Source organism: Telluribacter roseus (assembly GCF_017355915.2).
Lineage (GTDB): Bacteria > Bacteroidota > Bacteroidia > Cytophagales > Spirosomataceae > Telluribacter.
Genome location: NZ_JAFEUV020000002.1, coordinates 368,345 through 386,035 on the forward strand (window position 1 = coordinate 368,345; position 17,691 = coordinate 386,035).

The 17,691-nt window shown below is 52.0% G+C and carries 16 protein-coding genes; 9 read left to right on the plus strand and 7 right to left on the minus strand.

Annotated features, from left to right (window positions below; genetic code table 11):
- Window positions 1-45: 45 nt before the first annotated feature.
- Window positions 46-957 (plus strand): trypsin-like peptidase domain-containing protein, encoded by a 912-nt coding sequence (locus tag JTN23_RS04830; protein WP_247232780.1) that lies wholly within the window; start codon window positions 46-48, stop codon window positions 955-957.
- Here JTN23_RS04830 and JTN23_RS04835 read toward each other — a convergent pair.
- Window positions 918-1,820 (minus strand): helix-turn-helix domain-containing protein, encoded by a 903-nt coding sequence (locus JTN23_RS04835; RefSeq protein WP_247232781.1) that lies wholly within the window; start codon window positions 1,818-1,820, stop codon window positions 918-920. The two genes, JTN23_RS04830 and JTN23_RS04835, sit on opposite strands and share 40 nt — an antisense overlap.
- Before the next feature lie 191 nt (window positions 1,821-2,011).
- On the opposite strand from JTN23_RS04835, the gene JTN23_RS04840 reads away from it, so the two are divergent.
- Both JTN23_RS04840 and JTN23_RS04845 read left to right on the plus strand, forming a co-directional pair.
- Window positions 2,012-2,839: a phytanoyl-CoA dioxygenase family protein gene (locus JTN23_RS04840; RefSeq protein ID WP_247232782.1), complete on the plus strand. Its 828-nt coding sequence runs from the start codon at window positions 2,012-2,014 to the stop codon at window positions 2,837-2,839.
- Window positions 2,840-3,021: 182 nt separating this feature from the next.
- Window positions 3,022-5,202, plus strand: coding sequence for a protein-disulfide reductase DsbD family protein (locus JTN23_RS04845; protein ID WP_247232783.1), 2,181 nt, complete (start codon window positions 3,022-3,024; stop codon window positions 5,200-5,202).
- Between the two features lie 61 nt (window positions 5,203-5,263).
- Here the strand turns inward: JTN23_RS04845 and JTN23_RS04850 are convergent, their stop codons facing one another.
- Together JTN23_RS04850 and JTN23_RS04855 are read right to left on the minus strand one after the other, a co-directional pair.
- A complete protein-coding gene (locus tag JTN23_RS04850) occupies window positions 5,264-6,739 on the minus strand; it encodes a M48 family metalloprotease (protein WP_247232784.1) in 1,476 nt (491 codons plus the stop codon).
- A gap of 249 nt (window positions 6,740-6,988) precedes the next feature.
- Entirely contained in the window at window positions 6,989-7,678 is a 690-nt protein-coding gene (locus JTN23_RS04855; protein ID WP_247232785.1) for a porin family protein, read from the minus strand.
- 341 nt (window positions 7,679-8,019) lie between these two features.
- Between JTN23_RS04855 and JTN23_RS04860 the strand changes: the two genes are divergently transcribed.
- The 3 genes from JTN23_RS04860 to JTN23_RS04870 all read left to right on the plus strand — a co-directional run bounded on the left by JTN23_RS04860 (window position 8,020) and on the right by JTN23_RS04870 (window position 11,640).
- Window positions 8,020-8,847 (plus strand): lysophospholipid acyltransferase family protein, encoded by an 828-nt coding sequence (locus JTN23_RS04860; protein ID WP_247232787.1) that lies wholly within the window; start codon window positions 8,020-8,022, stop codon window positions 8,845-8,847.
- A 181-nt stretch (window positions 8,848-9,028) separates the two neighbouring features.
- Window positions 9,029-9,493 carry a (2Fe-2S)-binding protein gene (locus JTN23_RS04865; RefSeq protein WP_247232789.1) on the plus strand — a complete coding sequence of 155 codons (465 nt, stop codon included), beginning with the start codon at window positions 9,029-9,031 and terminating at the stop codon, window positions 9,491-9,493.
- Window positions 9,494-9,495: 2 nt separating this feature from the next.
- On the plus strand, window positions 9,496-11,640 hold the full coding sequence (locus JTN23_RS04870; RefSeq protein WP_247232790.1) for a xanthine dehydrogenase family protein molybdopterin-binding subunit: 2,145 nt from the start codon (window positions 9,496-9,498) through the stop codon (window positions 11,638-11,640).
- Window positions 11,641-11,732: 92 nt separating this feature from the next.
- On the opposite strand, the gene JTN23_RS04875 is transcribed toward JTN23_RS04870, so the two are convergent.
- Entirely contained in the window at window positions 11,733-12,332 is a 600-nt protein-coding gene (locus tag JTN23_RS04875; RefSeq protein WP_247232791.1) for a uracil-DNA glycosylase family protein, read from the minus strand.
- 134 nt (window positions 12,333-12,466) lie between these two features.
- Between JTN23_RS04875 and JTN23_RS04880 the strand changes: the two genes are divergently transcribed.
- The 3 genes from JTN23_RS04880 to JTN23_RS04890 all read left to right on the plus strand — a co-directional run bounded on the left by JTN23_RS04880 (window position 12,467) and on the right by JTN23_RS04890 (window position 15,591).
- Window positions 12,467-13,447, plus strand: a complete 981-nt coding sequence (locus JTN23_RS04880) for an NAD(P)H-quinone oxidoreductase (RefSeq protein WP_247232792.1) — start codon at window positions 12,467-12,469, stop codon at window positions 13,445-13,447.
- A 66-nt stretch (window positions 13,448-13,513) separates the two neighbouring features.
- Entirely contained in the window at window positions 13,514-14,710 is a 1,197-nt protein-coding gene (locus JTN23_RS04885; RefSeq protein ID WP_247232793.1) for a M20 metallopeptidase family protein, read from the plus strand.
- A 2-nt stretch (window positions 14,711-14,712) separates the two neighbouring features.
- Window positions 14,713-15,591, plus strand: coding sequence for a carboxypeptidase-like regulatory domain-containing protein (locus JTN23_RS04890; RefSeq protein ID WP_247232794.1), 879 nt, complete (start codon window positions 14,713-14,715; stop codon window positions 15,589-15,591).
- Between the two features lie 10 nt (window positions 15,592-15,601).
- Here JTN23_RS04890 and JTN23_RS04895 read toward each other — a convergent pair whose 3' ends face one another.
- The 3 genes from JTN23_RS04895 to JTN23_RS04905 form a co-directional block, all read right to left on the minus strand.
- Entirely contained in the window at window positions 15,602-16,237 is a 636-nt protein-coding gene (locus JTN23_RS04895; protein WP_247232795.1) for a beta/alpha barrel domain-containing protein, read from the minus strand.
- A gap of 135 nt (window positions 16,238-16,372) precedes the next feature.
- The gene (locus JTN23_RS04900) at window positions 16,373-17,149 is read right to left on the minus strand and encodes a polyprenol monophosphomannose synthase (protein ID WP_247232797.1); all 777 of its coding nucleotides are present in this window, start codon (window positions 17,147-17,149) and stop codon (window positions 16,373-16,375) included.
- Between the two features lie 117 nt (window positions 17,150-17,266).
- Window positions 17,267-17,638, minus strand: a complete 372-nt coding sequence (locus JTN23_RS04905) for a DUF4296 domain-containing protein (RefSeq protein WP_247232798.1) — start codon at window positions 17,636-17,638, stop codon at window positions 17,267-17,269.
- Between the last annotated feature and the right edge of the window lie 53 nt (window positions 17,639-17,691).

The following is a 17,691-nucleotide window of genomic DNA, read 5'->3' on the forward strand; positions in this document are numbered from 1 at the left end:
TCGAATCGGTTTTTTTGTTGGCTATTTTACCAGAAAATCCAGCCCATGTTTGTAACGGCTATTGAAAAAGTCGATCAGTTTACGCGTCCTATTCATTTTATTGCCCGCTACTACGGTGGCGCTGATATCATCCCGGCTACTGCTACTTTGTTTTTTGTGAATGAAGAAGGTTGTGCTGTTACCTGTCGGCACGTGGCGGAGCAGCTGTTGCAGGCTGATGCTATGTATGCCAACTACCTGAAATTTAAATCAGAGCTACGTAAGTATGAGCGCGACCGGGCGGTAGATGTGCACCGGAAACGGCTGGAAGAACAGTACCGCATTACTTCAGACACCCCCATCCGGCTCCGCTCCAACTTTGTCAATGGCGTTTCGGGTTTCAAGAGCTTCACCATCCATCTGCACCCTACGCAGGACCTGGCTATTATTCAGTTCAGGGAATACGACACCCGGCATTATCAGGGCTACGCCCATTTCCTGCGCGATGGCCGGCAGGTAAAGCAGGGGAAGTACCTATGTCGCCTGGGGTACCCGTTTCCGGAGTTTACCAACTACCGCTTCAACCAGGCCCTTGATGATATAGAGTGGACCCACGAGGGACGTATCAATACCCCCAGTTTTCCGGTGGATGGTATTGTGACCCGCCACATCGGCGAAGCCAGCGGCATTACCGGCATCGAGATGAGTACCCCCGGGCTGCGCGGGCAGAGCGGTGGCCCCCTCTTTGATAGAGCCGGGGTCATCTACGGCATGCAGAGCGCCACCCGGCACCTGCACCTGGGCTTTGACCAGATCAACCGGGAAGTGATCACCGACGGGGTGCGGCGGCGCGTGTCCAACTACCCATTCATGAACGTAGGGCAGTGCGTACACGTGGATGTGATCAAGAGTTTCCTTCGCGAAAAAGATATCAAGTTTTACGAGGCGGATGGTGAGGTCTTAGCGCCCAACTGGTAGATCTGGCGGTATCGCAGCGGGCTGTAGCCCGTAAACCTACGGAACAGCCGGTGGAAGTGGGATAGGTTTTGGAAGCCCGAGTCCAGAGCTATTTGTCCTACGCTCATGGAGCTGGCAATCAGCAGCTGGCGGGCATGACCTACCCGAAGTTCGTTGAGGTAGGATAGGTAGGGCTTCTGGGTACGCTGGCGGAAGTACCTGCAGAAAGCGGCTTCACTCAGATGCGCCTCCTTCGCTATGTCGGGTAGTCCAATGGGCTCCCGGAAGTGCTGCAATGTATAGTCCAGGATACGGCGCATGCGCTCAGTTTCGGCTTCGTTCAGACGAGGTACATATCCCTCGCTGGCCAGCATACGTGTTTCTGGAAATGTGGCCAGTTCGGTAAGGAGGCGCAGGAATAGCAGGATCTGTTCGGCGGGGCGGGTAGTGGTAGAAAGAGAAAGCAGCAACTCCCTGATGGTACCAAAGGCCTCGTTGTCGGAGGCAAAAGCTACTCCCTGCGGAGCCCTCCTCCATAGTGACTGGATGACCGAAAACTCCGGAATCATACCCAGCACCGGGTCAACCAGCTTCTCCGAAAAATGAATGACAATGGCTTCGCTGCCAGACGGGTCTGGGGCCTGATAGTAGCTGGCATCGCTTCGCCAGAAATGCGCCAGATTAGAGCCCAGCAGGACCAGGTCGCCCTCCTTGAAATCTTCAACGCTATCTCCTACAAATCTTTGGCCGTGTCCTCTGACGATATACGTAAGCTCGTACTCAGGATGAAAGTGGTATAACGCATCAAAATAAGAACACGTAAACTTCTTCACCAGTAACGATCGCTCTTCTCCAATTGAAATTTTTTCGAATGAGGGCTTCATTATATCAATAATTGATGCGAATCAAAGGTAATACTAATTACCGTATGTTAAAATTGTATACAAACATGAAAAGTATCAAACTGTTCTATAAATATTTATATAAGATATTTGTGGAGCAGTGGATAGTCAGGCTAAGACGTGGTCTGGCGACTGGAAACTGACCATTCCTAAACCCTTTAATAATTCTTTTCATGTTTACCCAAGTCAGCAAAGAGGTTCTGCTCAAGGAGCTGGATACTCCTTATGAACTGCCTCCTGATGCCGTAGCCTTCTATCGTGAGTATGGGTATGTAAAGCTAAAAAACGTTCTGAGCGCGGAAGTTATTGAATGCTACGGAACCCTGATTTCGGATCTGGTCTTCCGGCTCAATACTCTTACGAAGCCAATGGAAGAACGTACTACTTACGAGCGTGCTTTTCTTCAGATCATGAATCTGTGGCGGGAGGATGAGGAGGCCAGAGAGTTTGTGTTTTCAAAACGCCTGGCCCGGATCGCGGCTGACCTGATGGAGGTAGAAGGCGTGCGGCTTTACCACGACCAGGCCCTGTACAAGGAGCCTTCGGGGGGAATCACCCCCTGGCATGCCGACCAGTTTTACTGGCCGCTGGCTTCTCCTAAAACTACTACGGTATGGATACCCTTACAGGCAACGCCTCTACCCATGGGACCACTGGCCTTTGCTGAAAAGAGCCAAAGTGTGGAGATAGGCCGCGATCTGGAAATCAGTGATGAAAGCGAGGCCCTTATGGCTTCGCAACTAAACCAGTTTACGCTGCACGAAACGCCCTTTGACCTGGGCGAGGTAAGCTTCCACGCCGGATGGCTTTTCCACCGGGCGGGAGCCAACGTGTCGGACAGCCCGCGAAAGGTGATGACCATGATCTACATGGATAAAAATCAGATAATTACTAAACCCAGGAATAGCTACCAGGACGCTGACTGGCGAACCTGGCTGGATGCCAGACCGATCGGTACAGTACCCGATAGCGCGCTCAACCCGGTACTATTTAGCTACTAATACGACTATTTCTTAGCCCTTAACTCCTTTGCCTTTCGCCCCTCCCACAGAGGGGCGAATTTTTTTTGTAAAAAAACGTTTCAAGAATATATAGATTTATCTTTCCCTCCCTCGCTCAGAAATCAGTGTTACGTCTATTGCGATAACTTTGCGTTCTTTGCGCTTGAATAACATTAGGTAGTATGAATAATATAAAATACGCTCTGCTGCTAATCAGCGTACTGATGGCACACCTGACGATGGGCCAGGTGCAGAAGCATGCCAAGTGGAGCTACAGCCTGTCTAAATCAGAGGTAAAGGCGGGCGAAACCATCGATCTTATCTTTACGGCTACCATTGATCCCGAATGGTACCTCTACTCATCTGACCTGGACCCTAATCTGGGGCCCATTCCGGCTACTTTCAATCTTAAGGCCCATCCCTCCTACGAACTGGTGGGTAAGGTAAAGCCCATCAAGGCAAAGAAGAAGTTTGACGAGATATGGCAGGGTGATATTACCTACTTTGAAGGCAAGGGGGAGTTCAGACAGACGATACGCGTCCTGCAGGAAGCTCCGGTCATCAAAGGAGACCTCGAATATCTCACCTGTTCGTCTAAGAATGGCCTGTGTGTAAATGGAAATGAAGATTTTACTTTTACGGCCCCTAAGGTACTGGCTGCCGCTGCGACCACTACCCGGGATGCCATCGATAAAGCTACAGGATCGGCGGTGGCTGTTCGTGGTCCTGCCAATACTACGGCGGCTGGTGCCGCAGTGGAGGCTTCCAAAGAGGCCGGTACCACAATGCTCTCTGACAGTGCCTCTCTACGGGATGTGGCTAAGGATCCGTCTCTTCCGGCGGCTGTATCTACCTCTGCTACCCGCGATTCGAGCCTAGATGTATCATCGGAGCCTACATTGACCATGGAGCCAGGTACTGATGGTACTTCGGGAGCCGACAACTCGCTGTGGGCTTTTGCACTGGCGGCTTTCCTGGCCGGCCTGGTGGCCCTGCTGACTCCCTGCGTGTTCCCGATCATACCTATGACGGTCAGCTTCTTTACCAAGCAGGCCGGAGGTAAGGCCAAAGCATTCCTCTATGGTATCTCAATCGTACTGATCTACACCCTAATAGGTACCATTGTATCACGGATCAACGGCCCGGCCTTTGCCAATTTTCTAAGCACCCACTGGATACCCAACGTACTCTTCTTTGCGGTGTTCTTCATCTTCGCCTTGTCTTTTCTGGGGCTGTTCGAGATCGTACTGCCCAGCTCATTTGTTAACAAAATAGATGCGCAGTCGGACCGGGGAGGATTGACGGGTATCTTCTTCATGGCTTTTACGCTGGTACTGGTATCTTTCTCCTGCACGGGTCCCATTGTAGGTAGCCTGCTGGTAGCCTCCGCAGGTGGCGAAGTAGTGAAGCCCATAGTAGGTATGGTGGCGTTTTCGTCGGCCTTTGCTATACCTTTTACCCTTTTTGCCCTGTTTCCGCAGTGGCTCAAGAGCCTGCCCAAGTCGGGTGGCTGGCTAAATACCGTGAAAGTAGTATTGGGTTTTCTGGAGCTGGCACTGGCGCTTAAGTTTCTGAGCATCGCTGACCAGGTATACCACTGGCGTCTGCTCGACCGCGAAGTGTTCCTGGCCTTCTGGATCGTGATCTTCGCGATGCTGGGCTTCTATCTGCTGGGCAAAATCCGCACTCCGCACGACTCGGCGGTAGAGCGGGTAAGTGTGCCGCGTATCCTGCTGGCCATTATTACATTCGCCTTTGTGATCTATATGCTGCCGGGTATGTGGGGCGCTCCGCTCAAAGCCCTGGCGGGCTATCTGCCGCCGCAGTCTACCCACGACTTTGATCTGAACCGACGTGGTGGCGGAGCATTTGTCAAAACCTCATCCATGGAAACGCCCAAGTACGGTGATCTTTTTGAGTTGCCGCATGAGCTGGAGGGCTTCTTCGACTACAACCAGGCTCTGGCCTACGCCAAAAAGGTAAACAAGCCCATCTTTATTGATTTCACGGGCCATGGCTGTGTCAACTGCCGCGAAATGGAGGCCCGGGTATGGTCAGACCCGGCGGTACTGCAGCGCCTGCGGGATGACTACGTAGTGGTAGCGCTGTACGTAGATGATAAAACCGAGCTGCCCGAGTCGGAATGGTACACATCAACCTACGATGGTAAGGTTAAAAAGACCATCGGTGCTCAGAACGCCGACCTCCAGATTGTGAAGTATAACAACAACGCCCAGCCACACTACACGCTGGTAGACCACGAAGGCAATCTGCTGGTTCCGCCTATAAACTACGATCTGAGTATAGAAAACTTTACGAAGTTTCTGGACAGTGGGAAGAAGGCCTTTGCACAACCCATTTGATAGAATCTAATACATACAAAGAGAGGGCTGCCGGATACCGGCAGCCCTCTCTTTGTATAGACTATTTACTCAGTGTTTTTATCAAGGTACCTCGGGTTACCCGATCTTTAAGAGCCATTCCGTTCAGGACGGCCAGATCATTCATGTGGTTAGCGGGCATCTGCAGGCTCTGTAGTACCTCCTGTAAAGTACCATCGCGCGGAGCGGATTTGATACGGATACGATCCGGTTTACGGTTCAGTTTGTCAGGGTCACTCAGGCTTCTGAAGTTTTCGGCTACCGACTGGAACGTCCTGAAATTGGAAGTAAACTGGTTCAGGTACGACATCCCGTGCATGGCGTAGATATTCCCCCCGTACTGGATGAGCCAAGTAGCAATCTGTACGGTGTTGTCAGCGTTCTGTGCCTGCTGTTGTCCCTGCTGACCTTGCTGTGGAGCCTGACGGGATATCAGTACCATAGCGCGGTTACCGTTGATGGTAGTAGCCTGGTTTTCTACCACCTGCAGGTTATACTGCTTTACTACATTCTGAGCGGCTTCTTCTACCGTGTTACCCTGCGCCAGCGTGAGCAGCATCATAGATTTACCATCCTTGGGTGCCATCTGAAACTGGCTGGGGCTATTCTCATAAATCCAGTTGCGGGGGATCGGGAACTGAAACTTGAGCTCAGGATGATAGAACACAAAATCTTCTACGAATCCCTGTTTGGGATCATTTCCGTATACCATTCCATCAATGAGACGTAAGTAATCTTCCCGTTCGGCAGAATAATTTCCCGGATTAGCTTTCTGGTATTCGGTTGCCCATTGGCTTACTTTCTTTTCACGGTTAGCCGGGTCCGGGTGAGTTGACTGAAAGGTAGGAAGACTCTGGCCGCTCCGGTCACTGAGTGTTTTCAGCGTTCCGAAGAAGTCAGCCATCTCACGGGCGTCGTAGCCTATCTTGCTGGAATACTCTACCCCCAGCTGATCAGACTCCGTTTCGTGTGCACGGCTGTAGCTAAGCATCAATAGGCCCAGCCCCTGTTGAGCGGCTTCGGCAAGACCTCCCAGTTGTGGGGCTATTACCAGTCCCGCAATGAGGCCGATCTGGCTTAGAAGCTGCCCACTCTGCTGGCGGGCCGAGTGACGAGCCGTAATATGCCCGATTTCGTGCCCAAGTACTCCCGCAAACTCAGCCTCGTTGTTGAAGTGGGCCATGATACCCCGTGTAAAGTACACGTAGCCACCGGGCACCGCAAAGGCATTCACTACGGGGGAGTCAACTACATGAAACTGGTAGGGAAGGTCGGGGCGGTGTGAAATTTTTGCCATAGCCGTTCCCTTTGTTTTTATAAAATTCTGAAGCTTTTGATCTTCATAAAGACCAAACGTAGCTACTACCGATGGGTGGCTCTGTTGACCAATGGCTATTTCCTGCTCAGTGGACATGAGCGAGATTTCTCTTTTACCCGTTACGGGATTGCGTGCGCAGCCCTGCGCCAGCACCAGTGCCACGGCCAGCACCAGATATCTTGGTTTGAAGTAGTATTTCATATACTTAATCAGTTGAAGTGGATGAGTGAAACAAACAGGCAGCCTGGCTAAGGCAGCTTCTCTCAAAGTTTAAAAAAGTATGCCACTATATTGCCTGCCGCGCTTGCTGCACCAGAAGAAGATCCTGGGGTAAAACTATTGGTACTGACTGGGGAAAATGGAGGTTATTGGTGATCTAAATCCTACTAAACAGAACAGGCTGCACTCATAGGAGCAGCCTGTCTGAGAGGAGAGGGTACGAGTATTGGATCAGAATGGTATCTTATAACCTAAGGAAACACTTACACCCTGGTTGCGGGCATTGGCACGAACAATGGGTGCGTCTACCAGGCGGGTAAAACCGTGCTGATAACGGGCCTCGGCTATGATATCACCGGCACCGGCTTTTACGCTCAGGCCAGCTCCGGCTACGGCGCTGAATTCAAAACGCTGGTAGTTGATGGCATCCAGGTTTACATTGGTCCGAATTGGGCGCAGATCAAGTATTGCCTGTGGGTGCGTAACCAGCTTCGCATTAGTGGCGTAGCCTACACTGGGGCCCGCAATGGCATACAGCTGAGCACCTTCACCACCAGTGGATAGCTTCAGAAGTACCGGTGTTTCTACGTAGTTGACCCGGTAGGCCGAGCGTACCCCTATAGGTACCGGAAAACCACCCATGCTTACACTGGTTCCTTCCCGCATCTGAAAGCCTTTCTGCTGGAACAGGATTTCGGGGCGTATGGCTACGTTGTCAGACAGGGAGTATTCGGCAAATACGGCTGAACTTACGCCGGGTGACCATTTGAATTCGGGAGTTATCGTAGTAAGTAGCTCTGGCTTGGTAACGGTACCCATGTACGCCCCACCTCGCACACCTACCGCCCACTGAGCGGAGGCAAAACCTACTGATAAAAATAAAGCAAGTGAAGTGAGCAAAAACCAACGTGACATTTTCATAGTAATAGTATTAAATAGTTGTAGGGAAATTTTTAAAAGTTGAAAACGTACACGTGGGCATAGGCAAATCGTTTCGGTATATAGTAGTTTTTTGTTTAGTTTAATCAGAGACAAACCAAAAGCAGGTAGCCCCTATACCGCATTGGAGAATTAATCTTCGGCGGCTGAATTTGACATTTGGACACCAATTGGCGGAAGGAGTTTAATAGGCATCAGAAATATTTTTTTTAAATTAAATTTGAGAGGTGCCTGACTCTGTAGAAGCTGAGACTTTCATTTAAAATCCTAGTATTATTGCGTCGGAACTACTTGCCTTAAGATTATCGTAAGAAAAAATAAATATGCTTCCAGAAAAAACCACATACAGTGCCCTTCCTCGCTGGTTAGCCAGGCTTGATTTCCTGGGTATCTTTGAGAAAGATCCCTTTGGCAACTGGATGATCGTGAAGCGTATTCTGATTATGCTGATTGGCTGGTTTACCTACTACCGCTATACGGCAATCAACAAGATTCAGATTCAGGGTACGGAGCACCTGCACAACCTGCCCGATCACGATGTACTGTTCCTGGCCAACCACCAGACGTACTTCGCCGATGTCATCGCCTTCTACCATATCTTCTGTGCCGTGAAGTGGGGTTATAAGGATACTATTTCGCCGCCTTTCTATCTGTTTTCGCCGCGGGCCCGTAGCTACTACGTGGCCGCTTCCGAAACCATGAAAGAAGGCGGTATCCTGCCTCGTCTGTTTAGTATGGGAGGGGCTATTACCGTCAATCGTTCATGGCGGGCCAACGGTGAGAATGTAAAACGGGAACTAGATAACTCAGCCCAGGACAAGATAGGGATGGGGCTGGATCATGGCTGGGTAGTAAGTTTTCCGCAGGGAACTACCAAGCCCTATGCCCCTGTTCGTAAAGGAACTGCTCACCTGATCAAAGAGCATCAGCCCATCGTAGTACCGATAGTAATTAATGGCTTCAGAAGGGCCTTCGATAAGAAAGGGCTCCGATTTAAAAAAAGGAATACAACCCTGACGGTTCATTTCAAGCCGCCTATGTATTTTTCTCCCGATGAAGATGTAGAGAGCATGGTTGCCCGTATTACGGCGGCTATCGAGCAGGAGGTACCCAAGGAAAAGTTGACGTGGCTGCGAGAGGGTGATGAGTAACAGGTATTTTTTGGACTAAGCCACCAGCCCCGTGGGTAGACCGGGCCAGCATCTGCTTTTTATATAAGTACTTACACAAGCTGTCTGCCAGCCAGCAGTAAATTCTTTTATTTCAATGAATTATGGGTAAAGTACTTAATTCTCATTAATTTAGCTTCTAAAACTAAAATACGTATAACCAATGGCTCTTTACAAGCTGCAAATTAACGGTCGGAGCTATCAGGCTGATGTTGAGCCCGATACCCCACTGCTATGGGTCCTGCGTGACAATCTGGGATTAGTCGGTACCAAGTACGGCTGCGGAATAGCCCAGTGTGGAGCGTGTACCGTACATATCAATGGAGAAGCAACTCGCTCCTGCGTAATGCCCGTCTCGGCAATCGGCACTTCCAAAGTAGTTACCATCGAAGGTCTCTCTGCCGAAGGTACCCATCCGGTACAGCAAGCCTGGGACGAAGTGGATGTAGCCCAGTGTGGCTATTGCCAGGCTGGTCAGATCATGACCGCGGCTGCTTTCCTTAAGAAGAACCCCAAGCCCAATAACGACGAAATCGACGCTGCCATGTCCGGTAATATCTGCCGTTGCGGAACCTACCACCGCATTCGTGAAGCCGTAAAAGTAGCCTCCACCAAACCTGCTAAATAGCCATGTCTATACTCCCCAATACGAACAGACGCGATTTTATGAAGCTGGCCGCCTCGGCCGGCGGTGGCCTGTTGCTGGGTTTTAACTGGCTCAGCGCTAATGCTACCCCTGCAGTTGTGGATGAAGCCGCCGCTGCGGCCGGTAACCTGGACTTCAACAGCTACCTTTCGATAGCCACTGATGGTACCATTACCATTCTTTCGCCCAACCCCGAAGTAGGTCAGGGTATCAAGACGGCCTTCCCCATCATCGTAGCCGAAGAACTGGATGTAGACTGGACCAAGGTAAAGGTAGTACAGGCTCCCTTGGATACGCAGAAATTTGAGCGGCAGGTGGCCGGAGGTAGTGGATCTATCCCTCACTCGTGGGACCGCCTGCGCCAGGCCGGAGCTACTGCCCGTCTGATGCTCGTCGAAGCTGCTGCCAACCGCTGGAAGGTACCAGCCAGTGAGATCACTACCGACAAAGGAGTGGTCATGCACAAGGGCTCAAACCGTAAGCTCAGCTACGGAGAGCTGGCGCAGGATGCCGCTAAGCTCACGGCTCCTAAAGACGTAAAGCTCAAGGACACCAAAGATTACAAGCTCATTGGGCAGTCCATCAAGAACGTGGACAACAAGCCAATCCTGACCGGGCAGCCGCTATTTGGCATTGACTTCCACCGCGAAGGTATGCTATACGCTATGGTGCAGCATCCCAGCGCATTTGGTATGAAGATAAAGTCCGTAGATGCTTCGGCGGCCAAAGCCATGCCGGGGATCGTGGATGTAGTGCAGTTCAAAAATAATGTAGCCGTAGTGGGTAAGTCGACCTGGCAGGTCAAGAAGGCCCGCGAAGCCCTTAAGATTGAGTACGAGAAAGACGGCGATCTGGAAAGTACCTCTGACCACAACCGTATCTTCTCGCAGCTGATGGATAGCCCCAACGCTACCGTTCGTCGTAAGGATGGTGATGTGGAGGCTGCCTTCAAAAAAGCGGCTAAGGTAGTGAAGAGCGAGTACCAATGCCCATTCCTGCCGCACAGCCCGATGGAGCCGATGAACTTCTTTGCGCACGTGCGTCCGGATGGTGTGGAGCTGGTAGGACCTACCCAGACTCCCGAGCGTGCCCGTAACGAAACCGCCAAGCTACTGGGTATATCACCAGACAAGGTAACCGTAGAAATGACCCGTATGGGTGGTGGCTTTGGCCGTCGTCTGGCTGCTGACTACGTACTGGATGCCGTAGAGGTATCTAATCTGGTAAAAGCGCCGGTGAAGATGATCTGGACCCGCGAAGACGATATGACCGGGGGGAACTACCGTCCGGCGGTTCGCTACCGCTTTGAGGCGGCACTGGATGCTCAGGGCAACATGATCGGCTACAAGCTGCGTGGCGTGGGTATCAACGCCGGTAACCCTACCCGCGAGGACAACTTCCCCTCGGGAGCCGTGGATAACCTGCTGATCGACTCGTTTGATCATAAGTCTCCTATCACGACGGGTCCGTGGCGGGCACCTATCACCAACTTCCTGGCCTTCGCGGAGCAGTCATTCCTGGATGAGGTAGCTATGGCAGCCGGTAAAGACCCCGTGCAGTTCCGCCTTGACCTGTTGGAAAAGGCGAAGAAGTCGCCCGCCGGTGAAGTAAAATACGATGTTGACCGCATGATAGCCGTTACCAAACTGGCTGCTGAAAAAGCGGGCTGGGGCAAGAAAAAAGGCGTACATCAGGGCTTCAGCCTGTACTTCTCGCACCGCTCCTACGTAGCCCAGATCGGTGAAGTAGCGATGCTGAAAGGCAAGCCGGTCATCAAGAAGATTTATGCTGCCGCTGACTGCGGCGTGGTGATCAACCAGAGCGGTGCCCGCCAGCAGATCATGGGTGGTATCGTAGATGGTATGGGCCACGCTATGTACGGCAACATGACCTTCAAGAACGGAGCGCCCGAGCAGGCAAACTTCAACACCTATAAGTTGATTAAGCTAAACGAGATACCTGAAATAGAGGTCTTCTTTGTAGATAATGGCATAGCTCCGACGGGGCTCGGTGAGCCGGCTCTGCCGCCGACCGGTGCTGCTATCGCCAATGCCCTGTTTAAGGCCACCAACAAGCGTCTGCGTAATCAGCCGTTTGTGGAGGAGGACGCCTACAAGAGTATAATCTAGTACAGAACTAGAATCTTATAAACACCATCGCCCGGTACCAGCACTGCCTGTACCGGGCGATTTGTTTTTATTATGCTGCCATCTCGGGGGCCTCATACGGAAGTACTTTTTTCTTTACTCCTGTCCAGGATGCTTCTTACACGATCCTGCAGTACCGGTACTACCTCTTCCTCAAACCAGGGATTACGGCGGAGCCAGAAGTCATTGCGGGGCGACGGGTGGGGCAGGGGAATGTACTCTGGTAAATAATCAGCGTAGTGGCTTACGGTATCCGTAAGGGTAGGTTGTGCGCGCTTGCCGAGGTAGTAGCGCTGCGCGTACTGACCGATGAGCAACGTGAGTTGTACCTGCTGCATCTTTTGCCACAGCGGAGCGTGCCAGCGGGGAGCGCACTCCGGGCGCGGCGGCAGATCACCGGACTTTCCCTTACCGGGGTAGCAGAAGCCCATGGGTACTATCGCAAATTTCTTCTCATCATAAAAAGTAGAATCATCTACCCCCAGCCATCCGCGTAGCCGCTTTCCGCTGGCGTCATTCCAGGGGATACTCGTACGGTGTACCCTTGTACCCGGAGCCTGCCCAATAATGACGATCCGAGCCTGCGGATGAGCCACTACCACCGGATTCGGCCCCAGCTGCAGGACCGGCTGGCAGAGTGTACAGCCCCTGATTTCCTGTAAGAGTTCTTCCATAGTACCTAACAACGCCACACCAGGCCTTTTTATTCATTTTGAAAACAGCTAACCTTGTTGTAGTGTATAATAAAGAATATACGCTTAGTACTCAAAATGCTAACGCCTAACCACCTAATCCCTAATTACCTACTATGCAGGCTATACTACTGAAAGAACCCGGCTCCGCCGACCAGCTTTACCTGGGTGAGTGGCCTACTCCCGAGCCGGCATCCCATGAGATACTGGTCCGGGTGCAGGCCACGGCGCTCAACCGGGCGGATCTGTTGCAGCGTGAAGGCAAGTATCCGCCCCCCGAAGGGGCTAGCCCTATCCTGGGGCTGGAAGTATCCGGTGTGGTTGAGGAAGTAGGTGAAGGCGTTACGTGCTGGCAAGTGGGCGACCGGGTGTTTGGGCTCCTGCCGGGCGGGGGCTACGCGCAGTACGCGGTCATGCACGAAGATATGGCCATGCCTATACCAGGTACCTGGAACTTTGTGGATGCGGCTGCCGTACCCGAGGTATTTCTGACGGCCTTCCAGGCCCTCAACTGGATCGCCTACGTACAGCCGGGTGAGAGGGTACTACTACACGCCGGAGCCAGTGGTGTAGGTACGGCAGCCATCCAGCTGGCCCATGCCATGGGAGCCGAGGTACTGGTAACCAGCTCGGCAAGCAAACACGACCTATGCCGACAACTGGGAGCTACCCATACCATAGACTACCGCAAGGGGCCTTTCTTGGAAGAACTGCTGTCAGTAACTGACGGCCAGGGCGTTGATGTCATCGTGGATCCGGTGGGTGGCGACTACTTCAACCAAAATATCAAAGCCCTGAAGATGGACGGGCGCCTGGTCATGCTGGCCGTGATGGGGGGCGCCAAAGTACCGGAGGTAAACCTGGGACCTATCCTGTTCAAAAGGTTACAGATAACAGGCTCCACGCTACGCTCCCGTTCGCGGGAGTACCAGATCCAGCTTACGCAGGATTTTATGGACTTTGCCTATGATCGCTTTCAAAGTGGGATGTTGAAGCCCGTGATTGATACGGTTTTTGACTGGCAGGACGTGGCTGAGGCACATCGCTACATGGAGGCTAACCAGAACACCGGCAAGATCGTACTGAGGGTAGGGTAGGTGCGAGTCCTGCGGCCAACGGATTTCTTTATATATTTACCCTTATTAAATATCTGATACTAACTTATGTCTGATCTTCACCAGAAAATAAAACTACTTGCTAAGGATTACGTAGCTGATGTAACGGCCAACCGTCACCACCTGCATATGAATCCGGAGCTATCCTTTAACGAACATAAAACGGCCCGCTTTGTAGCCGAACAGCTCCGGGCGCTGGGCCTAGAGCCGCAGGAAGGCGTAGCGGGTACCGGTGTAGTAGCTCTCATCGAAGGCCGTAACCCAACGAGCCGAGTAGTAGGTCTGCGGGCCGATATGGATGCCCTACCTATTCACGAAGCCAATGATGTACCCTATAAGTCCCAGGTACCGGGCGTGATGCACGCGTGTGGGCACGATGTACATACCTCGTCCCTGCTGGGAACGGCGCGTATCCTGCAGCAACTGCGTGGGGAGTTTGAGGGAACGGTGAAGCTGGTATTTCAGCCAGCCGAGGAGAAAGCTCCCGGAGGTGCCTCACTCATGATCAAAGAGGGTGTACTGGACAATCCCAAACCTGCCAGTATGGTAGGGCAACACGTAGCGCCTAACGTACCCGTAGGTAAGATCGGCTTCCGCGAAGGCATGTACATGGCCAGCACCGACGAGCTGTACCTGACCGTAAAGGGCAAAGGTGGACACGGTGCCATGCCCGATCAGCTAATTGATCCGGTACTGATGGCGTCACATATCATAGTAGCCCTGCAGCAGATCATCAGCCGCCACCGCAAGCCCGCCAATCCATCGGTACTGTCGTTTGGCCGTTTTATTGCCGATGGGGTGACCAATGTTATTCCTAATGAGGTAACCATCCAGGGTACCTGGCGGTGTATGGATGAGGAATGGCGGGAAGAAGGGCTGCGTAAGATGAAAAAAATGGCCGAAGGCATGGCCGATGCCATGGGTGGTAGCTGTGAGTTTGAGGTAGTACGCGGGTACCCTTTCCTCAAGAACCACCCCGAACTGACCCGCCGGATGAAAGCCGCCGCTGTGGAGTACATGGGAGCCGATAACGTAGTAGACCTTGATCTCTGGATGGCGGGCGAAGATTTTGCCTTTTACTCGCAGGTAGTGGATGCGTGCTTCTACCGGTTGGGTACCCGCAACGAAGCCAGAGGCATTGTATCAGGGGTACATACCCCTACTTTTGATATTGACGAAGAGGCGCTGGAAATAGGGCCCGGGCTGATGAGCTGGTTGGCTATCCGTGAACTCAACCAACGCTAAGCATGGGTAGTCGCTGGATATTCACCTGGCTTTGCTGTTTGGTAGTCGGGACAACCCTTGGTCAGTCGGTACAGGGGCGCGTGGTGAATTATATAACAGGTTCCCCCGTAGCCTACGCCCTGGTGACCAATACTACCCGTACAACCGGCCTCTACACCGACACCAGCGGCCTGTTTCGCTGGTCAGGTACCCTGGAGGGGCTATTGGTCTCCGCCCCCGGCTATCAGACCCTGCGCATTGATAACTACAATCCTGATTCCGTACTGAAGGTATCGCTGGTAGAGAAACCCCTTGTGCTGGAGCAGATGCCATCAACTGCCAACAAAAGGCCGCAGATGGTACAGAAAGGCGCCTGGCGAAAACGACCCAGTGGGTACTTTAGCTCCTGCCAGGCCGAGCAGCCCCGGGAGGTGGCCCTGTACATTCCTAATGAGAAGAATGAAGAAGGGGTACTACGGAAGGTTTCTTTCTACGTTTCTTCCAAAGGGAAGCAGCGGGCGCCTGTTCGGGTAAGAGTTTATAAAAATGCTGGCGGAATACCGGGCGACGATCTGCTGGACGAAAGCGTAGTACTCACGCCTGGCCGTCCCTGGTATCGCTGGAAAGATGTAATCATTGGGCGGTACAATATACCGGTACCCAAAGAAGGCTTGTTTGTAGGGCTGGAGTGGCTGCACTCCGCCGATAGTACCTATGAGAGTCTGAATGGTACCGGAACGAGATGCTTCGGACAGATACTGGGGGTTACCGATGAATTTGACAGGTGCCGTGGCTGGTACCGCACCAATGGAGGTAGCTGGGGCCAGGAACCTTGTAAAGCCGGTGAAACGAGTAAGACAGCCAGCCCGATGATACGGGTGGAGTGGCTAAGCTACCGGTAGCAGCCACTACCTAGTGGGGAAACGGGAGCTCGATCCGCTCGGCTCCCGCTTTTTCTAAAGTATCAGGGCTTACGCCGGATAGGGTGGAGGTACCTATTTTCAAGCCGGTAACCTGGGGGAGTAGCTCTCTGAGGCGAGTAGTTGCCGATAGTAAAGTACCTGCATCATTGAGCAACACCTTCACGTAGTCAGCACCGGCATCAGATAAGGTTTTTAGTAGCTTAGGAAGTGTGGGTTCGGCAATCTGGTGTAGCTCAAGTCTTACCGTCAGGGGTTTTTCCTGGTCGTGAAGGTATTTGGCCAGCTTCACCGTCTCAATCTTGATCCATCCCGCTGAGGCCGACTGCCAGGCCGACACATTCAGTGTAAGCTCAATGGCACTAGCTCCATCTTTCAGAGCCAGCTCAGCTTCCAGTTGCTTGGCCTCGGTGCGCTGGTAGCCGTAGGGGGACCCAACCACCGCCACCAGCTCTGCTGCATGCGCTTGTCCCATGTCTCTTCGTAACTTTTTGGTCCAGAAGGGAGGCACCGCCAGAGCCGCCAGCTTGTGCTCTTCCACCGCATGGAGTGCCTGGTACATAGCATCCACCGTAGCGGTAGGGCTCAGTACGGCCAGCTCAGTAATGGACGGATAGTAGCTCGACATGCGGTAGCAGAGATGTGGTATTCTGATGACTCAATTAGCCAGTAAAATGTTTGTGGAGGGAAGACAGGTACTAAAATAAAAAAAGCCACAATAAAGGCAGTGCTCATCGTGGCTTATGGTCAGTATGGTTAGCTCCTACTCCGCGACAGGATTCTGTGCGACAGGCGTTGTTTCTCTCTTTTCAGGAATGTAGCTTCTGAAGAAGCTCCCGATCTTTAAGCTAATCACTCCCCAAATGGCTTCCTTAAAAATACCGGCTGACATCTTGGAAGCCCCTTTGGTACGATCCGTGAAAATAATAGGTACCTCGGTGAGGCTGAATCCGTACTTCCAGGCATTAAACTTCATCTCGATCTGGAAGGCATACCCGATAAAGCGGATGCGTTCCAGCTGGATGGTCTGTAGTACGCGGCTTCGGTAGCAGATAAAGCCGGCGGTAGGGTCCATAATAGGCATGCCCGTTACCATGCGCACGTAATAACCGGCAAAGTAGGACATCAGTACGCGTCCGATCGGCCAGTTGACTACATTAACCCCTTTGATGTAGCGCGATCCGATGGCTATGTCGTGCCCCTCTTCGTGGCAGGCCCGGTACAGACGCACCAGATCCTCGGGATTATGGGAGAAGTCGGCGTCCATCTCGAACAGATATTCGTATCCTCTGGCCAGCGCCCACTGAAACCCATTGATATACGCTGTGCCTAACCCTAACTTGCCCTTACGTTCGAGCATATGCAGTTGAGCCGGGTACTCATGCTGGAGTTCTTTTACCTTCAGGGCTGTACCATCCGGTGAGCCATCATCTACAATGAGTATATGAAAGGGGTGAGATAGCGTGAAGACCTTCCTGATGATGGCTTCAATATTTTCAATCTCGTTGTAGGTAGGTATAATGACAATAGAGTTGCTCAAGACTTTCTCGAATGTTTTTTAGATTAATAATGGAAAGCGTGGTGATTCCACCGCCATCTTGTCTATTGGAAAAACAGTAGTCGTATGAACCCCAAAAATCTCAAATATTAACAACAATTACAGCTTGATGTTGTTTTTCTTTTCACGTGCTTCTATGTTTTTTAATACTTTTTCATAAATCCGTGTCATATACTGAGGATGAGTGGTATAAAACGCATAGCTTTCCTTGTAGCGAAGCGTATCTACCTTGTGCTTGGCCCATATCTGCTTCTGGAGTTGATTGAATACCAGGGCCGACGAATCCAGCGACTGTAGCTGCAGGCGGGACACCCGCGATTCGGCCAGGTGAATATCAGCCAGTATCGCCGCCATTTTATCTTCCTCAATGATATCCTTAGGAGGTTGCTCTTCCGAATCGCACGCCATAAGCATCAGTAACAGGCTCAGACAAGCCAGTACCTGACGCGGTAAAAAAAGGAATCGACGCATGATCTTCTTAAATTAGCTATCTTTGTTTAGTACGCTCAACGCTGCAAAGTTGG